17 protein-coding genes and 1 pseudogene are annotated in these 20961 nt (G+C 70.0%); 9 read left to right on the plus strand and 9 right to left on the minus strand.

Translation table 11 applies throughout. The features are described 5' to 3' along the window. The first annotated feature begins 122 nt into the window (after positions 1 to 122). Positions 123 to 767, plus strand: coding sequence for a TetR/AcrR family transcriptional regulator (locus ACZ4WZ_RS20910; protein WP_467892391.1), 645 nt, complete (start codon positions 123 to 125; stop codon positions 765 to 767). A 2635-nt stretch (positions 768 to 3402) separates the two neighbouring features. Continuing rightward, positions 3403 to 3987: an ATP-dependent DNA ligase gene (locus ACZ4WZ_RS20915; RefSeq protein WP_467892393.1), complete on the plus strand. Its 585-nt coding sequence runs from the start codon at positions 3403 to 3405 to the stop codon at positions 3985 to 3987. A gap of 426 nt (positions 3988 to 4413) precedes the next feature. On the opposite strand, the gene ACZ4WZ_RS20920 is transcribed toward ACZ4WZ_RS20915, so the two are convergent. The 3 genes from ACZ4WZ_RS20920 to ACZ4WZ_RS20930 all read right to left on the minus strand — a co-directional run bounded on the left by ACZ4WZ_RS20920 (position 4414) and on the right by ACZ4WZ_RS20930 (position 7573). After that, entirely contained in the window at positions 4414 to 5736 is a 1323-nt protein-coding gene (locus ACZ4WZ_RS20920; RefSeq protein ID WP_467892394.1) for an outer membrane protein assembly factor BamB family protein, read from the minus strand. A gap of 476 nt (positions 5737 to 6212) precedes the next feature. Next, a complete protein-coding gene (locus tag ACZ4WZ_RS20925; RefSeq protein WP_467892396.1) occupies positions 6213 to 7064 on the minus strand; it encodes an alpha/beta fold hydrolase in 852 nt (283 codons plus the stop codon). Continuing rightward, positions 7061 to 7573: a MarR family winged helix-turn-helix transcriptional regulator gene (locus ACZ4WZ_RS20930; RefSeq protein WP_467892398.1), complete on the minus strand. Its 513-nt coding sequence runs from the start codon at positions 7571 to 7573 to the stop codon at positions 7061 to 7063. The genes ACZ4WZ_RS20925 and ACZ4WZ_RS20930 overlap by 4 nt, the downstream gene beginning before the upstream one ends. 338 nt (positions 7574 to 7911) lie before the next feature. Between ACZ4WZ_RS20930 and ACZ4WZ_RS20935 the strand changes: the two genes are divergently transcribed. The 4 genes from ACZ4WZ_RS20935 to ACZ4WZ_RS20950 all read left to right on the plus strand — a co-directional run bounded on the left by ACZ4WZ_RS20935 (position 7912) and on the right by ACZ4WZ_RS20950 (position 12391). Continuing rightward, on the plus strand, positions 7912 to 9240 hold the full coding sequence (locus tag ACZ4WZ_RS20935; RefSeq protein WP_467892399.1) for a hemolysin family protein: 1329 nt from the start codon (positions 7912 to 7914) through the stop codon (positions 9238 to 9240). Further along, a complete protein-coding gene (locus tag ACZ4WZ_RS20940; protein WP_467892401.1) occupies positions 9237 to 10250 on the plus strand; it encodes a hemolysin family protein in 1014 nt (337 codons plus the stop codon). Before ACZ4WZ_RS20935 ends, ACZ4WZ_RS20940 begins: the two co-directional genes overlap by 4 nt. A 1003-nt stretch (positions 10251 to 11253) precedes the next feature. Further along, positions 11254 to 11967, plus strand: a complete 714-nt coding sequence (locus ACZ4WZ_RS20945) for a hypothetical protein (protein WP_467892403.1) — start codon at positions 11254 to 11256, stop codon at positions 11965 to 11967. Between the two features lie 58 nt (positions 11968 to 12025). Continuing rightward, positions 12026 to 12391: an ATP-dependent DNA ligase gene (locus ACZ4WZ_RS20950; RefSeq protein ID WP_467892421.1), complete on the plus strand. Its 366-nt coding sequence runs from the start codon at positions 12026 to 12028 to the stop codon at positions 12389 to 12391. A gap of 261 nt (positions 12392 to 12652) precedes the next feature. On the opposite strand, the gene ACZ4WZ_RS20955 is transcribed toward ACZ4WZ_RS20950, so the two are convergent. Continuing rightward, entirely contained in the window at positions 12653 to 13309 is a 657-nt protein-coding gene (locus ACZ4WZ_RS20955; RefSeq protein WP_467892404.1) for a hypothetical protein, read from the minus strand. A 679-nt stretch (positions 13310 to 13988) separates the two neighbouring features. Between ACZ4WZ_RS20955 and ACZ4WZ_RS20960 the strand changes: the two genes are divergently transcribed. Continuing rightward, on the plus strand, positions 13989 to 14468 hold the full coding sequence (locus ACZ4WZ_RS20960) for a hypothetical protein (RefSeq protein ID WP_467892406.1): 480 nt from the start codon (positions 13989 to 13991) through the stop codon (positions 14466 to 14468). Positions 14469 to 14628: 160 nt separating this feature from the next. Here ACZ4WZ_RS20960 and ACZ4WZ_RS20965 read toward each other — a convergent pair whose 3' ends face one another. After that, positions 14629 to 14955, minus strand: a complete 327-nt coding sequence (locus ACZ4WZ_RS20965; RefSeq protein WP_467892407.1) for a hypothetical protein — start codon at positions 14953 to 14955, stop codon at positions 14629 to 14631. Positions 14956 to 15157: 202 nt separating this feature from the next. Between ACZ4WZ_RS20965 and ACZ4WZ_RS20970 the strand changes: the two genes are divergently transcribed. Next, on the plus strand, positions 15158 to 15577 hold the full coding sequence (locus tag ACZ4WZ_RS20970) for a hypothetical protein (protein ID WP_467892409.1): 420 nt from the start codon (positions 15158 to 15160) through the stop codon (positions 15575 to 15577). 601 nt (positions 15578 to 16178) lie between these two features. On the opposite strand, the pseudogene ACZ4WZ_RS20975 reads toward ACZ4WZ_RS20970, so the two are convergent. The 4 genes and pseudogenes from ACZ4WZ_RS20975 to ACZ4WZ_RS20990 all read right to left on the minus strand — a co-directional run. After that, positions 16179 to 16608 (minus strand): annotated as a pseudogene (locus tag ACZ4WZ_RS20975) (IS110 family transposase); the annotation flags it as partial. Beyond that, entirely contained in the window at positions 16605 to 17084 is a 480-nt protein-coding gene (locus ACZ4WZ_RS20980; RefSeq protein ID WP_467892411.1) for a transposase, read from the minus strand. The gene ACZ4WZ_RS20980 and the pseudogene ACZ4WZ_RS20975, both read right to left, overlap by 4 nt. 268 nt (positions 17085 to 17352) lie before the next feature. After that, on the minus strand, positions 17353 to 18561 hold the full coding sequence (locus ACZ4WZ_RS20985) for an IS701 family transposase (protein ID WP_467892412.1): 1209 nt from the start codon (positions 18559 to 18561) through the stop codon (positions 17353 to 17355). 488 nt (positions 18562 to 19049) lie between these two features. Beyond that, entirely contained in the window at positions 19050 to 19565 is a 516-nt protein-coding gene (locus tag ACZ4WZ_RS20990) for a hypothetical protein (RefSeq protein ID WP_467892414.1), read from the minus strand. A 489-nt stretch (positions 19566 to 20054) separates the two neighbouring features. On the opposite strand from ACZ4WZ_RS20990, the gene ACZ4WZ_RS20995 reads away from it, so the two are divergent. Beyond that, positions 20055 to 20561 carry an HNH endonuclease family protein gene (locus ACZ4WZ_RS20995; protein WP_467892415.1) on the plus strand — a complete coding sequence of 169 codons (507 nt, stop codon included), beginning with the start codon at positions 20055 to 20057 and terminating at the stop codon, positions 20559 to 20561. Positions 20562 to 20961 lie beyond the last annotated feature (400 nt).

Genomic DNA, 20961 nt, shown 5'->3' on the forward strand with positions numbered 1-20961 from the left:
GGCGGCTCCAGGGGTTCGGGGGCGGGGATCGTCGTCGCGACGGTGGAGGGGTGAGTGGGGACGCGGTGAATGACCACGGGAGTTCTCCTCTAAGGCGACGAATGTTGCGTTAAGATGCTGGCATGCATTCCCGTACGCAGGCAAGCGAAGATCCCGGCCGACACGAACCGGCCACGAGGCGGCGCCGGACGGGCGGCCGGAGCGCCCGCGTCCGCACCCAGGTCCTGGAGTCGGTGGGCGCACTGCTCCTGGAGGCCGGGTACGACGGGCTGACAGTCGACGCGGTCGCGGAACGCGCCGGCGTCCACCGCACGACCGTCTACCGGCGCTGGCACGACGTCGGGTGCCTGCTCGCCGACGTACTCGACGCCGCATCCGACGACCTGTGGAGCCCCCCGGACACCGGATCGCTGGAGGACGACCTGACCGCCCTCAACCAGGAGGTGTTCGAGGCACTGGCGGGCGGCGGGCCGAACTTGACCACGGCCCTGATCGCAGCCGGGTTCCGGTCTGCGGAGGCGTCAACGGCGCTGTCGCGGTTCTGGGAGGACCGCTACGCCCGGTGTGCGGTGGTCGTCACCCGGGCGGCCGACCGGGGGGAGCTGCCCGGTCCCGCCGACAGCCGGGCGCTGCTCGTCGCCGCGACCGCCCCGCTCTACCACGAGCTACTGCTGCTCAGAGCATCCCCCGACCCGACGCTGCCGCGCCGCGCCGCCGCGGTCGCCGCCGCAGCGGCCGGCGCCGGCGCCTTCAGCACGCCCCACTGACCCCGGACGCCGTGTGAATGAGCGGGCTCGTGGCATTGGTTGGGCGTCAGCCGGGTCCGCGCGGTTGTCCCTGCTCTCACTGCGTTGTGATGCTGATCTTGGCTGCCGTGGGGTGACCAAGCTGCTGCCACGAGCTGCATAGCAGCAGGCGGTTGGCTGTCAGGGGGTTGCCCATTCCTGTGTGGCCCACCGGGATAGCGGTGTGCTGGTGGGAATGGCCGCGCCCCCTCGGGGCCGGGACTCTCCCCCAGGTGCGTGTGCTGCTGCCTGACGGTGAGATCGGCGGGGGGCTGGTGCGCCGTGGCAGACGGGCGCGGGGGCGTGGGTCTACCGGGTGGCGTTGCGGGCCTGGTCTAGCCGTACCGCGTCCACGGGTCAGGATTTGGCGGCGGACCTGGTCGAGATCGACATCCCCTCCGGCCGCGTCCGGCCGGTACCCGGGGTGTCTTACGAGGGGCGTGCCGGTATTGCGCGCGCAGCGCCGTCCGGCGCCGGCGGTACCGGCAGTGGACGCGGCCCCCATGACGCCGGCCGCTGTGGCCACTGCGGCCGGGCCGGGGGTCGGTGGTCCGGTGTGGGTGGCGGCGGCGGTGCGGCTGGGTGTGGCACGTCAGATCGTGGTGCACCGGGCTGACTGCTGTGTCATCGGCGTTGAGACCGGGCCGGCCGGGGCACTGACGACAGAGGACTGCCGCCGCATGCTCGCGATGGATCCGCAGGCTACGGCCTGCGATGTGTGCGACACCCGCGACATCCAGGCCGCTGCCGACGGGTTACCGCCCCGCTGAGTATGTCGGGAGCAGGGGCGCAGGCCGAGGCGGGTCGGGCGGAAGGACGGACACGGCTCAGCTCCCGTACTGCGCCCGCCGGGCCTCCTTGCACGCCGCGCACAAGGGCGACGCTCCCACCCCGTACCGGCAGGTCGGAGCATGACTTCCCTGCACCGACAGCGAGATCGGCGCCGTCATCGAAGCGTTGGCCGAAGACCTTCACGTTTCGACAAGTCCTCGCCTCGGGTGCTCGGCTACGGACGTGCGGACGCATCGGCTCGGCGGCGCCCCGCCAGGCGAGCCAGGCGAGCCAGAGATGCTGCGGTTGACACGGCACCATCGCGCGGCTGGTCAGCCGCAGCTACGCGCTCGACCTCTACTGCCCGCTTCGTATGGCCAGCACCAGCCAGACGACTGGTCCCGCTGCCAGAACGATCAGCAGTAGGCAGCACGGTAGCGAGGAATCCTTGAGGGGTGGCTGGGCTGCTATCTGCGGGGCCACTCGGCGCACGTCGTCGGCGTGATACCAACACTTACCGGCGGACCCGGTAGTGGTCATCCAGCTCTCCGTATGGACCCGCACTCCATGGGCCAGCGCATTTACATACACCGAGCGAGCACCGACGCCCGGCCACAACGTGCTCACCTGGCGCTCCGTCAGCCAGTCGCTCTCCAACTCGTCAGCCACATCCTGCCTTTCTCCCAGCAGTCAGGGACACGGCATCATGAACTGTCCCATAGCCAGGCGTAGTCCGCCCCCTCCCATCGCTTCTCGGGGTTCCGACGCGCCGATCCGCTTCCCGGGGTCTGAATGCCGCCCGACCCCGAATCACGGTGTCGAGGCGGGAGGACCGTTAGTGCAGTCAACAGGTCATCGGGCACAGGGTCCGGTTTGTGAGGGAGCCCAGGTGGCGACCTGTGGTCGGGCGATGGGTGGCGGGGCGGGGGAGGTCATGGCGCTGCTCCTGGGTGCGGGGGTCCCTCAATCCAAGCATGTGTTCGATTTGTTCGGCGAGGGGCGCGCCGCAGGTCAGCGGTAGGTCTGGTGGCACAGCGCGGTGATGGTCGGGCTGGTGACGCCGTGCGCGGAGCGGCACAAGGCGGCCATGTCCCCGGCCCGTACACCGGGGCCGGGCTGGGCCGGGGCGGCGCGGTGCGGGCGTACGGGCGGCGGGCTTCGCCTTCGCCGTGCCCGTGGTCCTGGCCTTCGCGGCCCGCTTGGGTGGGGCGGATCGGTGCGGGGCGGTGGCCCGGTGCGGCCGGGAGGGCCTGTGGTGGGCTCGGCGGGGGATGGCTGCGCTCTGGCGGCTCGGGGCGGTTGCGGGGGTGTGCCGGGCAGGCTCGGTGCGGGGCTCGGCTGCGGGTTGGGCGTCGGGCAGGGGAGAGAGGGGCAGGGTCGCCGGCTCGGCGGCCCGCTGTCCTGGCCGGGCGAGACTCTTGTGGTCGGCCGCTGCGGCGGCCGGGGAGGCCTTCGGGGCCGAGCTGGGGCGGGGTGGATGGTGACGCATCCGGAGGCCGCGAGCAGTGCGGCGAGGAGCAGGGGCAGGGACCAGCGGCGCATGCCGCAACCGTGCCGCACACGGGCCCCAGAGCGGCCCAGACGGCCCCGCTGCACCCCTCGGATGGATGACGCGGCGGCCGCCCCACCGGACCGTGCCGCGCCGAGCGGGTCGACGCTGGAAGGGGGCGACTGCGAGGGAGGCTCCGGGGATGGTGCTGAGACCGCCGGTGGAGCCGATGCTGGCGCAGGCCGCGGAGTCGGTGCCGGGTCCGGCTGCGCTGCGCGCAGGGGTGGCCTACGAGCAGAAGCTGGACGGGTACCGGGCGCTCGTCTTCACTGTGGCCGGGCCGGGCCGGGCGGTCGGGTGCTGGTGCAGACCCGCCGCGGGTCGCTGGTCCAGGACCGTTGGTCGGACCTGGTGGCGGCCGCCGAGCAGCAGCTGCCGCACGGCCTGGTCCTCGATGGCGAACTGCTCGTCTGGCACGCCGAAGCGGGGCGGTTGTCGTTCGAGGCGTTGCAGCGCCGGGCCGCCGCCCGTACCCGCGGCGCCGCCGGCCTCGCGGTCGGTCTGCCGGCCTACTTCGTCGCGTTCGACGTGTTGCAGCTGGACGGCCAGGAGCTCCTGACGCGCCCGTACGAGGAGAGGCGCGCACTCCTGGAGGAGGTGTTGCTGCTGATGTCGGAGCGCGGCACGTTCGGGCCGGGCGGCCCGTCCGACTACGAGCCGCTCCCGGCGTCCCCGTTTCGGCGGCCGGGAACCCGGTTTCGGCGGCGCCGGCCGCCGGGAGTGCGGGTACCGAGAAGCCGGGCCCAGGTGGACGTGCGCTGTGACTCCAGGACGGTGCGCAGGGCGGCGAAGTCCCGCAGGAAGCCCACTTCACCGAGATCGGCATCGACGCGGGGCGGAGGGGCAGGGCGCAGTCGGCAGCCGCGATCACGGCCGCAATGAGGGTCTGCCAGCGGTGAGAACCGGAAAGCTACCTCCGGAGGGGTCCGCCGGGGGACGCGGCGGCCAGGCTGGGGGTGCCAGCGATGTCTGCCGCGGGCTCGTCTGGAGGATCCGGTGAGGCTGTGCTGCTCATGTGCCTCGCCTGCTTCGACGGGCATCTAGCATGCGTTCCCCGCGGACGGACCCTGCCGTAGCCCTGCCGTAGCCCTGCCGTGAGGCATGGTCCCGGGGTGCGATTGGCCCAACGTCGCCCAGCGACAGCTGGCGGGCCCCCTCGCGGGCCTTCGCCGAGGCCTCGACCAGTGATGTTCCTTCTCCTTGGGATTGCCGCCTTAGCCCTGGACGCACCGGCCACCTGTGCGTCGTCCACCGCGCGCTCACCGGCCCGATCGCAGGGGCGGGCTGCGTAGCTTCGGCGCTGGGGTGTCATAGGCGCAGCGCGTGTACGCCTTCGTCGTTCGCGAAGTACAGCATCCCGTCGACGGAGAGGGGCGGGGGCCCCGAAATGGTCCCACCCGCACTCACCCGCCACAGGGCCTCGCCGGTGCGGGTGTCATGGCAGTACCAGTCGTGCAAGTAGCAGACGAACAGACGGTTCCCGGGGGCCCCGCCCGCCGCAGAGGAGGTGACATGGCGGGTACTTCGCCAGCGTTCACGCCCTGTGGCCGCGTCATGAGCTCGCAGCGTGGTGCGCTCCTCGTCGAGGCTGGCCTCGCTCCAGCACAGATAGGCGCAGTCCCCGTCAGCGGCGATGACGGGGCTTTCGTAGAGCCTGGTCGAGAAGGCGGGCGCGGTCCAGCGGAGCCTGCCTGACGCGGCGTCGAAGGCCTGGAGCCGCTGTTCGTCGCCCTTGCTCCGGCCGGGGCCGCTGATGTAGACGGCGTCGCCGTGCGCCACCGGCACCGAGGAGTGCACCGCCGGCGCGGTCCAGCGGACGGCGCCGGTGCGCCCGTCGTACGCCACCAGCTTCGAGCCGATGCCGACGTTGCCGCTGCGCCCGAAGAGCAACCCCGCGGCGTAGGCGTCCAGGGTGCACCGGCCACCCGACTTCTCCAGCGGCGCCACCCAGCGGACGGCGCCAGTGCGCGGGTCGAGCGCGGTCAGGCTCCCGTCCGGCGGGTTGACGTAGGCGAGGCCGTCGCGCACCTCCAGGAGCGAGGCCTCGGTCTCCCACAGCAGGTCCCCCGTCCTCGTGTCGAGTGCGTACAGGACACTGGGCGGCGGGTCCGGATCCTCGTCATAGGTGAACGGATCGAAACTGACCAGGGCGACGGAGCCGCTGGTCCACAGGTCCCCAGCCCTGGGCGTACGCAGGCGGCTCCCGGGGGCCTGGCGCCACAACGGCTCACCGTCCGCGGTGCGCAGCGCGTGCACGGCGCCGCCGTCCGTGGCGACGAACACGGCACCCGACGCAACGGTCGGTGAGCCGAGCCGGGCACCGGCCAACGGCGCGCGCCAACGCTCGTGCCCGGTGGCCGCGTCGACCGCGTACAGCCCGTCCTTTTCCGACCTGACGTAGATCACGCCGTCCTGGTACACCACCGGAACATGCCTGACGCCCTTGGCGCCGTCCTCGTCCAGCAGGGCGAAGGTCCACAGGGGCTTGCGGGCCGGCGGCTTGGCCTCCTTCGGTGCACCTCCGAGGACGTCGCACGCCGCGTTGGCGAGGCCGATGCCGATAGCACCACCGGCCACCCACTTCACGACCTGGCGGCGACCCACTTCCTGCTGTTCCCCCGTGGCACGCATCGGGGCAGGCTAAGCGACGCTTACGAACTGGCGCTACACCATATGAAGACGCGACATCGTGACCCCGCACCCGGGAGACGACCAACCCGCGCAGCACGTCGGTCGGCGCCTCGCGCCCGTCCATCGGCCCACCGCCTCCGGACCTTGTTACGGCGGCTGCGGCCGGTACCCCGACGGCTATAGCGCCCCTGGCCGACCCCGGTGCTGCTGGCGGAGATGGGAGCGCGCGGGCGTGGGCTGGGCCCGGGCGGAGCCAGCCAGTCGCGTTGTGACAGGCACCGGTGACCAGGGCGATCAGGTTCGCTCCGGCCTGCCCGCGTCGCGGGGCTAAACCACAGGCCACAGGCTGTTCCGCCCACGTGGAAGCCTCATGAAGGACTTGGTCCGCTCACGGTGCCGGGGTAGTTGGTGATGCCGTATTCGCGCTGGCAGGCGGGGCCCCTGGATGTGCTCACTCCGGTACAGGGGGAACGTGCTCAGGAGAGATCGGTCGTGGACGCGAGGAAGGATTTGACCGCGAGGTTGAACAGCTCCGTGTCCTCGAGGTTGACCATGTGGGCTGCCGATGCGAACCGCTGGCGCCTGGCACCGGGAACGGTCCGGGCGATGGCCCGGGCGTTTGACGAGATGTCACTGCTGTCGAGTTCTCCGTCGAGAACCAGGGTGGGCACGCCGATGGAGGCGAGCCGGTCCGCGGCACCGATTTCTCTCGGCATCCCCGCCCCGAGCCCGCGGGCGTGCCGCACGACATTGGCGGACGCCGAAGAACGCATCCGGTCGCGCAGTTTGCTGCTGACCTGGGACGGGTCACGGTGCGGCCCGTCCACCCACATCCGCAGAAAGTGCTCCACGAACCGCTGCGCGCCGCCGTCCGGGTCGCCCACCGCGGCCATCTGCTGTGCGGTGTGGTGCGCGACGTGAGGGTCGGTGAAGTGGCGACCGCTCACCCCGGGCGAGGCAAGGACCAGTCCCGACGCGGACGCCGGATGGGCTATCGCCGTATCGAGGGCGGTCCGCGCCCCGAGGGAAAGCCCCACGAGCGTGGCGCATGGGACATCGAGGTGGGTGAGCAGAGCGTGTAGATCGTCGTGGTGGGCGTAGTCCCGAACGACGGTGGAGGAACGCCCGTGGCCGCGGGCGTCATAACGGATGACGCGGTACCCAAGGCCCGCGAGCCACGAGAACTGCTCGTCCCACATGTTCAGGTCGAGCATGCCGCCGTGCATCAGTACGACGGGGGGTCCTTCGCCGGCCGACTCGTAGAAGAGCTCGCCCGCCTCGACGGGTACGGTGGCGGTTGTGACGGCGTGTGTGCGCGCATGTGTCATCGTGGGCCGTCTCCTCGATCCGTGGGGTGTGGCGGGGTCTCCTGTGCGAGATCCTTGAACTCCTCGCCAAGGCGACGGAGCACGTGCAGGGCCGTCGTGACGTCGCCGGCGGTCAGATCCGACAGCCGGCGCCGCAGTTCGGCTTCCTCGGCTTCCTGGATGCTCCTGATGGTGGCTTCCCCTTTCGGCGTGAGCCGGATCAGGCGCGAGCGCCGGTGCTCCGGGTTCGGGGCGCTCTCAGCCAGCCCCAGGGCTGTCGCGTCGTTCACCAGACGCTGGACCGGCTGCCGGTCCAGGCCCAGCAGGCGGGCCAGTTGAGGCACCGTTCGCGGGCCGCTCCTGCGCAGTCCGTCCATCACCGCATGCTGACCGGCTGTCATCCCCGTTGCCATCAGCTCCCGCTCCACGGCACGCACGACCGTGCGGTGCAGCGGCCACAGGCTGCGGATCACTTCGTAGAGGAGAGGCCCCAACGGGGACTCATCCTTCACACGCTCAGTGACACTCATGGTGTCAGCATGACACCTTTAGTGTCTTCATGGCCACAGGATCCGGCCGAGGACTGGGTGGTTGTAGCCTCACACCCCGTTTCCGCAGATAGGCGGCAGTGCTGTGAGGGTGTGAGCCTGTGCGCGACTCGCTGGACCTTCACGACCGCCCCGCGTGGGGCGGGTCCTTTACTGGCCCTTTACGATGATGTCGGGGACACTTCCACCCCGCCGTATCCCTGTGGATCCGCCCGATCCACCGAGCGAAGAAGGAGCAGCAGACCCGCAATGGGTGAACCTCCCAGTACTGGCCGTGCCACGCCTTGCCCGCAGAATCATCCGGGAGTGGGGGTGGCACGGTGACCGAAGTCCTGCTGCTGCTTCTCGCTCTGGCGCTGACCCTGGCGTGTGCGGTGTTCGTCGCCGCCGAGTTCTCCCTCACTACCGTCGAGCGCAGTGAGCTCGAACGCGCTGCATCTGCCGGTGAGCGCGGCGCCGAAGGCGCCCTGAAGGCCGCCAAGCGCCTCACCTTCCAGCTGTCGGGTGCCCAGCTCGGCATCACGGTGACCTCGCTGGTGATCGGCATGCTCGCCGAGCCGTCCGTCTCCGCGCTCCTGCGCGGCCCCCTCCAGGCCGTCGGCCTTCCGGCGGGCGCGGCGTCGAGCACCGCGACCCTCCTGGGCGTGGCACTGTCGACCGTCGTGCTGATGGTGGTCGGTGAGCTGGTGCCGAAGAACTGGGCGATCTCCCGGCCGCTGGCCGTGGCCAAGGTCGTCGCCGGTCCGCAGCGCGCGTTCACCGCCGCCTTCGGACCGCTGATCCGGCACCTGAACAACACCGCGAACCGCCTGGTGCGCCGCTTCGGCCTGGAGCCCGCCGAGGAGCTGGCCTCCGCGCGTACACCGGAGGAACTGGTCGCTCTGGCCCGGCACTCCGCCCGCGAGGGCGTGATCGAGGCGGACTCGGCGGAGCTGTTCGTACGGACCCTGCACCTGGCGGAGCTGACCGCGGAGAACGTGATGACCCCGCGGATCGACGTCCAGGCCCTGGAGCTGCACGCCAGCGCCACCGATGCCGCGAACCTCACGCACGCCACCGGCCTGTCCCGCTTCCCCGTCTTCCGCGACACCCTCGACGAGGTGGTCGGCACCGTCCACATCCGCGACATCGTGGACCTGGACGAGGACAAGCGGCTCCTGACCTCGGTGGCCGACCTGATGACCTCGGCGCTGCTGGTGCCGCACTCCCTGCCGGTGGACACCCTCCTCGGCCGGCTGCGCAAGGCCCGCACCATGGCCGTGGTCATCGACGAGTACGGCGGCACCGCCGGCGTCGTCACGGTCGAGGACATCGTCGGCGAGGTCCGCGACGAACACGACCCCCTCGAGGTCCCCGACCTCATAGCAGCCCCGGAGCAGGACGGCCGCAAAGTGTGGGAGGCCGACGGAAGCATCCGCGTGGACGAACTGGCCGAGATCGGCTTCACCGTCCCCGAAGGCCCCTACGAGACACTCGCCGGACTGATCGCCACCCGCCTGGAACGCATCCCCGTCGAAGGGGACACCGCCACCGTCACCGGCTGGGACCTCACCGTCCTCGACATAGACCACCACCGCGCCGACCGGGTCACCCTCACCGCACCCGCCGCCACCGACGCAGAGACCGTTTCCGGGGAGGAAGACCGATGACCGCGATCCAGCTCCTGATCGGCGCCTTCACCCTGATCACCAACGCCTTCTTCGTCGGAGCCGAGTTCGCCCTCATCTCCGTCCGCCGCTCCCAGATCGAACCCGCCGCCCAGAAGGGCGACCTCAGGGCGAAGACCACCCTGTGGGGCATCGAACACCTCTCGGCGATGATGGCCACCGCCCAGCTCGGCATCACCGTCTCCTCCCTGGCCCTGGGCGCGGTCGCCGAGCCCGCCATCGCCCACCTGCTGGAACCCCCCTTCCACACCATCGGCGTACCCGAGGGCCTGATCCACCCGATCGCGTTCGTCATCGCGCTCACCGCCGCGACGTACCTGCACATGCTGATCGGCGAGATGGTCCCGAAGAACATCGCGCTCGCCGCTCCCGCACCGACCGCGCTGCTTTTGGCGCCGCCGCTGGTCGCCCTCACTCGGGCACTGCGGCCGTTCGTCTTCGGCATCAACGCCTTCGCCAACGCCCTGCTGCGGCTCCTGAAGGTCGAACCGAAGGACGAGGTCGGCTCTGTCTTCACCGACGACGAACTCGCCCGGCTGGTGAAGGACTCCAGCGCCGCCGGATTCCTGGCGCCCGAGGGAGGGGAGCGCCTGCGTGACGCGCTCGCACTTGGCAAGCGGCCCGTCGGCGAGATCGTGACCCCCCGCGACGCCTTCGTCACGGTCGCCCTGGGCATCACCCCCCGCGAACTGGAGCGCACCGCCGCCGATCACGGATTCTCCCGTCTGGTCGTCACCGGGCCCAGCGGCGAGACCATGGGCTTCCTCCACATCAAAGACGCCCTCGGCGTCGCCGATCGCACCGCCCCGTTCCCTCCCTCCGTCCTGCACACGGTCACGCAGGTCGGCCAGGGCACCCCGCTGGACGACACCATGAACGCCATGCGCGACGCGGGCACCCACCTCGCCGCCGTCACCGACAGCAGCGGCGCGGTGATCGGCTTCGTCACCATGGAAGACGTCCTCGAAGAACTCGTCGGCGAAGGCGCCTGAACCCCCTTGCTCAGCAACGGAGGCCGGCCCTATACCGGGGTCGGCCTCCGGCATACCGCTGCCCACGACTCCGGGCAGGCAGACAAGCAGCACTGATCTCCGCATCAGCAACTCCCGCATCGAGTCGTGCAACAACCCGCCGCAGAGCCACACCCCCGGAGAACGAATCCAGGAGATCAACGAACCCGCCTCATCCCACGTCACACCACAGCTGACGCCCACCCGGAGCGGTTCGCCAGCTCGGATCCGGCGGGCGTCGTCGTCACGGTCGGCCCGGGGGCCGCGCGGAGCGGTTCCGGCTGACGGGCACCCCGCTGTACGGCTCGCACCGCGGCACCTTCGCGGCGGACCGGGTCGACTACCTGTAGGCCGTCCGGAGGAGTGGCCGGGGCTGCTGCGGCGGCCCCCGCTTCCGTGTGTCCGGCACCGGCCCGCAGTCCCCCGCAGGGGTGATTTTCGCCCTCGCGTACGCGTAGGTGGCTTATGCGGCGTGCTCCCTGGTGGAGTGCGACGCAGCCCGTGCAGAGGTGTCTGTCCCGTGTCTGCCGGGCCGCCGCGCACCGTGGGGCTGAGGCTGGTCCTAGGCCATCTATTCCGGATCTTGCTCCCCCAGTACCGCTGGGGGTGCCCCCAGACCCGCGCCGCCCGGTACCGCGCCTTGCCGCGTTGTCGAGGCACCCGAGGACGTCCAGTAAGCGGGAGCCGCTCCGCCTTGCGATGCACGGCACCTGGGGCCCCTCCCGATGGCTGGGGAAACGCGGGTTTAACCGGCCAGATCCGAAAGGGGCAACCTAGCCGACCCAGCGCCCGGCGTCGGCGGCTCGCGCAGACGGCCCGCCGCCGGCCTGCCGCGGTCCCGCCTGCGGCCGGGACTGCGGGCGCCCGGCCCCCGTTGTACGGTCGAGAGGGGAGCCCGCCCGGTCGGCCGGTCCGGCATTCCGTCTCCACTCCGGTGCCGCCAGGCTGCCGAGGCCCGTTCCGACAGGCACCGGAGGAAGACACCATGACCCGGCACCACCGCCTCGCGCTCCTCGTACCCCTCGCCGCGGCTGCGTGCGTCCTTGCGCCCGCCTTCGCCGCACCGCAGGCCGCCGCCGCCCCCGTCGGCACCTGCGCCCTGGTCAAAGGGGAACCCGGCTCGGACAAGAAGCCCACGTACGACCTCAAGCTCTCCGGCTTCGACAGGGGAGCACGCGTGACGATCTCCGGGGGCGCCTCGAGCCAGAACGTCAGGGTCGCGTCCAACGGGAAGTACGTCGACGAGAACGTGACCTACGGCACCTACACCGTCAAGGAGCGGAACAGGAACACGCCGCCCGTCACGTGCAGCAAGGTGCCGGAGGAACCGGCCGGGCAGGCCGAACCGCAGGCCAAGACTGCGGACGTCACCTCCGTGACCGCCAAGTACCTCGGCAAGCAGGGCAACATCGGGTGCATCATCTTCCCGGACGGGATCGTTCCGGGCTTCGACGGCACGGTCAGCACCTCGGGTCCCGGCACCGTCAAGTACCGCTGGACCCGCAGCGACGGCCTCGTCTCGGGTGCGGCGACCCTTACCTTCACCGCTGCCGGCACCCAGAACGTTCCCAAGATGTCCTGGGACGGCGTCGCCCTGAAAAAGGCTCCGGACAAGTTCAGCGGCTGGGCGCAGATCACGATCGTCGGCGAGGACGCAAAGTCGAACCGGGCCGACGTCTCCCTCACCTGCGTCGACTAGGGCACGTCGGACCGGCAAGAGAGCGCGGGGGATGGTGCTGCGGCCGCCGGTGGAGCCGATGCTCGCGCAGACCGCTGAGTCCGTCCCGGGCCCAGCCGCGCTACGGGCGGGCCTGGTGTACGAGCAGAAGTTCGACGGACACCGCGCGATCTTGTTCACCCCGGTCGGCCCCGGCGGGCGGGTGCTGCTTCAGACCCGGCGCGGGTCGCTGGTGCAGGACCGGTTCCCGGCCCTGGTGGCGGCCGCGGAGCAGCAGCTGCCCGGCGGCCTGGTGCTGGACGGCGAGCTGCTCGTCTGGGATACCGAGGCAGGCCGGCTGTCGTTCGAGGCGTTGCAGCGCCGGGCCGCCGCTCGCAGCCGCAGCGCGCCCGCCCCACCGGCGCCACACAGCGACACACAAGCGCGGCACGCAGCGGCTGTGTAAGCCCCGGCCCCCGGGTGCCGAAGGTGGCCATGAGGTCGACGACCTCCGCCGAGGCCGGCGGTGTCTCCTCGGCGGCCGCGGGCAGGGGGCGGGGGCCGCTCTTCGCGGCGATGACCTGCTCCAGCGCGTCCTGGTACTCGTCGTGCATCTGGGACAGGTCACTGCCGGCGAGGTCTCGGCGAGCCGGACAGCCGCGTCCACCTCCGCGTCGGAGATGACGGTGTCGGGGACGGGGACCTGCCCGGTGGAGCGGATGTTCGGTCAGGGTGCGTTCAGTTCGAAGGCCTGGCGGTTGGCGTTGCTGGCGCCGGGGGTGTTGATGTTGTTGTTCGTGGTGATGTTGTTGAACATCGGGATGACGCCGGTGAGGTTGACGGGGAGGATCGACACGGGGCTCCCGTCTCCGTCACCGTCTCCCTCGTCTCCGCCGCAGGTGCCGCCGGTGATGGTGGTGGGGTCTTCGGCCGTGTCGCCGACGTCCCCGGGGACGAGCGCCACGGCAAAGTTGTCGACGGTGCACGGGGCGTCCTCGGCGACGTTGACAGTGAAGGTGAGTGTGTAGCCCTCACCGGGATCCAGCGGCTCGCTCTCGCAGTTGACCCTGTTGTCCCCCTCGAAGGTGCACGAAACGTTTACATCCGAGTCGATTGCCGTCCCTGTGACGAATGTGACCCCTCCTGTCTGGATGGTGTCTTGCATGACCGTCCCGCCGGTGGTCGTCTGATCGCCTGGGTTGGTGACCGTGATCGTGTAGACGCCCTGCCCGCCTCTGGGGAAGCTGCCGGAATGCGTCTTTGTGATGTCGATCAGGGCCTGGGCGGACGCGGGGGTCGCCCCCAGGGCGAACGGGAGGGCGATGCCCAGTCCCAGGACGGTGGCGAGGGCGGACATCCGCCGCCTCAACGTGTGCGTGACCATGCTGGTCTCTGCTGTCGTGTGAAGGTCGCAGCGGCCCCGCCTGCGAAGGGAGGGGGAGCGCAGTTTACACGGGACGCCTGCACGACTGGAACGCATCAGAGGACGGCCTGATCACGGGCGCGGTCGCCGTTTCACTCGACCGCCTCGCCGCATCCGGGCGCAGTAAGCGGTGTCTTCGCCATCGGCCTGCGCACGACGGTGGCGTGCTTGATGTAGACGGTCTTGCCGGTCTTCTCCGCTAGCCGGAGCAGCGGGTCGGGCTGACATCCTTTCGCGTCTACCCATTCGTCGAGCTGACCTCACCGGCGGTGGTGCAGACAAGCCACGCTCCCACCTGCCGTTACGGGGTGGGAGCCTCGCTTCTCTGCGCGGCGTGCAAAGAGGCGAGGGTGGGACCACCCTTTAGAGGGCCTGGTCTGGGACGGCACACCGCACAGACGCGTTCGGGGGCGGTCACCGTGACCGCTCCCCGAACGGAAGCTCCCAGGGCGTTGGGAACTCCTGCCTCTGTAGGGGTGAACCACTCGGCGATGGCCTATCCAATGCGTGGCAGGGCGGCATGTCGCGCGTCAGGGCATGTCCTGATGAAGCTAGGTTCCACCTGCTTGTCACGACCGAACGCGAGCAGAACCAGGGAGTCTTTGTGCACCGTGCAGGACATTGGATCACAGCTCTGACAGTGGCGGCGGGCGCGCTTGTCATCAACGTGGGACAAGCCAACAATGCCCAAGCCGACGGGCTCCTGGACGTCCTTGGCGGCGGGATCCTCACGCAACAACTGTGCACGCCCGTCCAGTCGGGTGTGGGCAATCAGTTCGCCGCGCCCCAGAACACCCAGTGCAGCCAGGGCGCGTCGGCCTCGACCACCAGCCCGACCCCCACCCCGACTCCGAACCCCGGTGGCCCCGTCACGGGATACGAGTTTCTGCAGAGCTCTGACACGTGCAACACCGATGAAGTCTGCTCGGTGACGCTCACGTGCTCGACCGGAAAGAAGGTCGTCGGCGGCGGGTTCCTCGCGCCGACCGTAACGGGTCCGCACACAATCCAGCAGAACGGGCCGGATGGCGATAGCCAGTGGGGCGTGGGAGTGACGAACGAGGGAGCTGGCCAGCTCACCGTGACCGCGCGAGCCATCTGTGTGAACGCGACAGAGTGATCTGCTGGTAGTGCCAGTTCCTAACCCCATGGTCGAGGTCCTACGGCACTACCCTCGGAGCTGAGTCCCCAGGCCCCGTTCGCTACCGTGGGACGCAGTTACGGCGGTGAACGCCATACCTGCCATCAGGACCCACCAGAGAGTTCCATTCGTGGAGCGGTCACAGTGACCGCTCCACGAACGCATCTCTCAGCGCGAGGACCGGCCATTCCACCGTCGCCGGCGCGCCCGGCTGCCTCAGCGGCCGACGCGGGAGCCGGCGCGGACGGTGGCCGCCCTGGCCCCGCAGCGCGCCGCGCTCGCCCCGCGGCCTGCCGGGCCGCCCGTCTTGCAAGTCCGCGATGCGTTCACTCCGCTCCTCGAACTGCACGTACAGGTGCTCGGCCTTGGCCTCCGCCAGCTTCTGCCCGTAACCTGCGCAGGCCAGGGCCACGGCCAGGGCGTACTCGGCCCGGATCCGCTTCAGCTCCGCCCGCAGCGCGGCCACCTCATGGACGCCGGGGCCAACGGTTACAGGTGGGGCAGCGGACGGAGGCCGTGGTGTGTGCACAGTGAGCCGGGCGGCGGTAGCGGCCGCGATCGCAGATCTAATGGCGGCGCATCCACACCTGGCGGTGGATCCCTCCCCACATCCCGCACTGGCAGGGTGTGAGGAGGTCGCCTGGTCGGAGCTGCCTGGTTGTACGGACGTGGTCCCGGCATTGTTGTACGGCCTGGTCGACCCCGATGCCGCCGAGGCTGCGGGACGGACGCTGAGCTGGCTGGTGATGGCAGGACCGATACACATCAGTGCCGCGATGCCGGCGATCGTGCCGTACCTGCTCCGTCTGGCGGCCGACCCCGAAGTGCCCTATCGGGGCAAGCACTTCGATCTCATACTGGTGGCCGCGGCCCTGTCGGAGCCGGTTGACCCCGGTAACCCGCGGGATCTGGCCATCAACGGCCCTGAAGAAGAACACCCTGAGCGGGCCCTGTGTCGAGCGGCGTTCGAAGCCAACGCGGTATGGGTGCGCCGACTGCTGGCCGACGAGCAACTCCCGGAGGGCGAGCCGCTGAGCCAGGACGAACGCGACTCGCTGCTCCGGGCCGCCGGACTCAGTCCGGCCTGACCAGGCACGGTCCGCCGTGCTGTTCACGTGGATAGCGGTGCCCGCGGCGACTACGGGAGCGGGCGCGAGGACGGCTCGTCCGCGCGGGGGAGGGGATTCACCGGCGAAACGGTTAACCCTGGTCCAGGCGGCGGTAGCGCGTTGCGGTGGGGGCGTTTGGTGCCGGATACAGGCGTGCGCCCCGGGCGGGAGTTTGCTGCTCCCGCCCCGGCGCAGGCTCGGCCGGGCTGCTGCCCGGGGGAGCGCTGCGTCGGACTGCTGAGTGCCCGCCACGGGGTTGGTCGAGCACTGCAGACGCCGTTCGGTAAAGTACGTTTCTTCGGGCGTCGTTGGGGCCTGGAGTCCAGAAGGTGTGCCAATGACGCCTGGCGAACTGCCTGTCGTGTGGAGCCTGCCCCCCGAGGATGCGCGAGCCGGATGGCGTGCTCTGTGGTGGACCGTCGGACCGAGCAACGAACTCGCGGTGATGCTGGTCCACAAACGGAACCTTCACCGCTCCCCGTACACCAAGGGATGGGTCGGATGGCGGGTGGCGGCTCCGTGCGACGGCGTATTGGTTGTGGTTTCGGACGGGGTTGAACACCGCACCCCGATAACCGGTATAGCTGCATCTCTACCGGGCCGTCGCCGGTCTTCGCCGCAGCGGTGGCGCGTCCAGTCAGCACGGCGCGGGCTGCGGCCTCGGCGTCGATGGCATCGGTTTTGCCGTGACGGCGTCGGGCGGCCTTGTCGGGCTGGTTGACCTCGGTCACCTCGATGCCCTCTGCACGCAGGTGGCGCGTCAGCGCGGCTCCGTATGAGCCGGTGCACTCGACGCCGGCCCGCCGCAGGGCGCCGAATGACCGGGCTCAGTCGAGGAGTTGCCGGTAGCCGTCGGCGGTCGCGGGGAAGCTGCGGCCGTCCAGGGCGGTGCCGAGCACGGTGATGACGGCTGCGGCGTGGACGTCTTTGTGGGTATCCACGCCGAGCAGGACGTCCTCGGTGTCCGCCGGCACGTGACATGGGGCGGTGGACTGCGTGATGCTGGTCAAGGTCGCCTGTCTCCTGATCGCCTCGGGAACCGGTGGCCGTCGCCGGGCCGGGGGCGGTCAAGACTGTGACGGTGCCTGTCGCGAAGGCCCCTATTGGGACACGGCCCCCGCCCGGCGGCAGCGAGTACCGCCTCAGGCAGTGGCCGACAGATCAAACCAAGGCACCAGGGCCAGGCGTATCGCGAGTCAGGCCACCGCCCGAAGCGGCACCCCAACATCCTCACAGTCGTATCGCGTGGCGACAGCGCGATGTCTCTTGAGGCGGTCGACCGCATGGCGCTCGCGGTAGGCGGCCCGGTCGAAATGCGGCGGCCGGCCGCCGCGGGAGCCGGGACCTGCTGGAGCAGACGCTCCCACGTCCCGTCGGCCGACCACAGCCGGTGGCGTTCGTAGATGGTTTTCCACGGCCCGAACCGTTCGGGCATGTCACGCCACTGCACGCCGGTCCGCACCCGATGCAGAGTCCCGTCGATCATGCCGGTGATCCCGCAAATCGGCCACACGCCTGTTGCTGACCGGCAGGAACGGCCGCAGCCGTTCCCACTCAGCGTCAGTCAGATCTCTCCCCCCCCATGTCCACATCAACGACACGGACACGGACTAGTCACATGATCGACCGGACAACGCTAGTAGTGCTTTGTTAGCTGGTGTCGTAGGGCTGCCGGGTGGGTTGTCGGCAGGTGGGGCAGGTGCCGGTCCAGGTGGCGATGAGGTGTTGGAGGAGGTCCAGGGCCTGGTAGAGGGTCAGGCCCTGGCAGGGGCTTTTGGGCTCCTCCGCTGTTCGGTCAGGAACAGGTGGGCGGCGGTGACGAGGGTGACGTGGCGGTGCCAGCCGGTGAACGAGCGGCCCTCGAAGTGGTCCAGGCCCAAAGCGGTCTTCAGCTCTCGGTAGTCGTGCTCGATCCGCCAGTGTGACTTCGCCAGACGCACCAGGTCCTTCGCGGGGATGTCGGCGGGCAGGTTCGAGATCCAGTACTTGGTCGGCTCGTCCTCGCCTTCGGGCCACTGGGCAATCAGCCAGGTCAGAGGGATCGTGCCGTCCTCGGCCGGTTTCGGGCGCCGGCCGGCGAGACGGACTCGCAGGAGCACGAAGTGTGAGCTCAACGCTGCTTTGGAGCCCTTGCGCCAAACCACGGACCGCCCTTGCTGCCGTCCGGCGGCCAGCACGTGCTCGCGTAAGGAGATCGGGCGGGTGCGGTAACGCGGCAGCGGCCTCGGGCCCAGACCTCCATAGGCGGGCTGGTGTGGTTCGGCGCTCGACGCGTGGGCGGTCATCTCGCCTTTCACCTGGAGGACGTAGCCCAGCCCCCGTTCTTCCAGGCCGTGGCGGAAGTCCGCGTTCGCTCCGTAGCCCGCGTCCGCGACCAGGGCGGCGGGCCGCAGCCCGTTGCCGGCGAGCTCGTCGAGCATGTCCAGGGCGAGCTGCCACTTGGGCCGGTGACCTTCGGCGGCAGGGATCCGGCAGGCAAGCCGGCGGGGCTCGGCGTCGGGTCCGTCCCAGGCGGCGGGCAGGAACAGCCGCCAGGACAGAGGGCACGAAGCGGTATCGGAGGCGGCGTGGACGCTGACGCCGATCTGGCAGTTTCCGACCTTGCCCAAGGTCCCGGAGTACTGCCGGGCCACCCCCGCGGACGCCCGCCCGTCCTTGGGGAAGCCGGTGTCGTCGACTACCCACACCTGCGGCCGGACCGCCCGCACGGCCCGCCATGCGAGCCGGGCCCGGACATCCTCGACAGGCCAGGTCGAGGACGTCATGAACTGCTGCAACTGCTGGTGATCGACACCGAGCCGCTCAGCCATCGGCTGCATCGACTTCCGCCGACCGTCCAGCAACAGCCCCCGCACATAGAGCAAGCCCTTCTCACGCTGGTCCCGCCGCACCAACGGCGCGAACACCTCGGAGGCGAACTCCTCCAACCGGACCCGAACCGCAGCAAGCTCCCCAGCCCTCATACAACCAGCGAACTACCAGACACCCACCGTGACAAGACCAGCTAACAAAGCACTACTAGTCGGCTCGCCCCTGCACACCCTGACCGCCCGGCCCGGCACCCCGGTCGCCGACGGCCCCGGTGTTTCCGCCGCTGCGGCCACCGGCGCTGTGCCCCGGTCAAGGCGCGGCCGCTGAGCCGACCCTGTGTATCGGCAGCAAGCCGCGCCGGCGCGAGGATGGGGCGCGGCCGGTGAGGGGAGCTGGCTTCCGAGTGATTGCGGGGTAATCACGGGGTGGCCGGTCGGTGCGGGCCCGCGCGAGGGCTTCCGGATTCCGCCTCCTTGCTCAGCCACTTCTCGTGGCGCATGACAGATCCCGGCCGCGATGTTCTCAAGTGCGCGGTCGGGCTGCCGGCGCTGGACTTGCCCGGGTCGTGATCGCCGGGGGGACTTGCTCGTCTCCCGTCACTAACGGGTTCTCATGCCGCGTTTGGCATCTCAAGCAGCTGTCAGCTGTCTACGTTCGCACAGGTGATTCCGCCCTGGGCGGTAACCGGGCCGCCTTCGCTCCGCACGAGGATCTCCCATTCGCTTTCGTTTGAGGATGCGGGACCGGACGAAAGAATGACAAAGTCGTTCGGATCTCCGCCCAGCCACTGGACACCCCCGCCAAGGGCCTTCTTTCCTGTGGGACAAGCAAGGGTATAGCCGGCGTTGCTGCCCGCCTGCACGGTGAACACTGGTCCTAGGACCCGTTCATAGTCGCTGAATCCGCCCCCTGTTCCGCCGTTGCCGTTCGTGGATTGGGTGGCTGTTTGGCTGCAGTTGACGTTCTGGTTGCCGGTGAAGGAGTTGCCTGCACCCACCTGTCCGGCGGGGAAGCAGGCGAGGGTGATGGAGGGGGTGTTGAGGAGGCCGAGGCCGAGTAGTCCTCCGTCGCCATCCGCGTGGGCCGTGGTACCTCCGAGGAGTACTCCTGCGGCGGCTACAGCGCAGATGGTACTGATCCGCTTGGCTCGCTTCACTTACTTTTCCTTGTCGACGGGCTGAGACTGATGTCGGGAGAGCCGCTTGCTTGGCAATCGGGTCGACCGACACGATGCGGGTGCGGCGAATCATTCTCGACTTCGCCACACTGAATTGGTGCGAAGGTTCCCACGTTCAGTGGTGGTCGTTGCCCCGGATAGGTGTAGCGGGCGCAGGGCCGCTGGGTGATGGGCGTCGTGTGATGTGCATTGGGTGTGCGTCATTGGACTTCACTGACGCAGGACTGGGATTGGGTTGGGGGCCGGCGGCGCCGTGAGGGTCGTCCCGGCTCACGCGGTCTCCTGCACCAGGGGGCGTGCAACGCGGTCGATTCCGACCGGATGGGGTGGCGCGACGCGTGCAGCGGGGTGTTGCGCGAGCGGGATATAGCGCTGTGCTGACCGTCGGCCGCGGGGAGTAGCGGAGGCGATCGAGGGCTCCGACGGTGAAGTCGAGACGAAATCACCCGGACCCTCAATCCGCAATTCTTGACAATTACTCCCACGCGGGCGGGCACGCACGTCCCCAACGACGGCTGCAACACCCGGCAGGAGGTCCTGCTGTCCGAGGCCGTGGACTATTTGGTCATCGTGCCGGGCTGTGTCCTGAGTGGGGGCAGTTGGGAGGCGTACTACGACGGCGTGTCCGTTACCGACGCCTCCCGGCTGGACATCGACCACATGGTGCCGCTCGCGGAGGCCTGGGATTCCGGGGCCTCGGGCTGGACGGCGGCGCGGCGGGAGGCGTACGCGAACGACCAGGGCCAGCCGTCCAGCCTGGTGGCGGTGACGGCGCGCTCGAACAGGGCGAAGGTGGACCGTGACCCGTCCGAGTGGCTTCCGCCGTCGCCGGAGGCGCTGTGCTGGTACGGCGCGGAGTGGACCGCGACGAAGCTCCGCTGGGGCCTGGCGGTCGACGAGGTGGAGCAGCAGCGGCTGTGGGACATCGCGGCCGGCTGCGGAGGTACCGAGGTGGAGTTCACCCCCGCGTCGTAGACGGTCAGCATGACTGAAGGCTCTCATCGGCACTCAAGCACCTCGTCAGCGGCTGACTGATCCGGCCTCGACGGTCGCGGCCCTGGAGCGGGCCGTCCCCGGCCTCGCTCTCCTTCGACGTACGGCTCCAGCCGGCATCGACTCGGCGACGGTCGAGGAGTGCCTGCGCCTGCGCCCGGAGATGACAGCCGATGACGTGCCGGGCTTCGGGGAGGGCGCGGCCGCGGCTGCTGGCTGAGTGCCGACGGGGGCCGGTCCACCGGGTGGTGCTTTGCAGGGGTGTGCGTAGAGCTTGGTTGTCCTTTCCTGGCGTGGCGTTCACGGCCGGCCGGGCAGTCATGCGGCGGTCGGCAGTTCTCGGGCGGTGCGGGTGATGAAGTGTCGGGTGTGTTCCGGGTTG

The sequence above is a fragment of the Streptomyces sp. NPDC029122 genome (assembly GCF_055569445.1).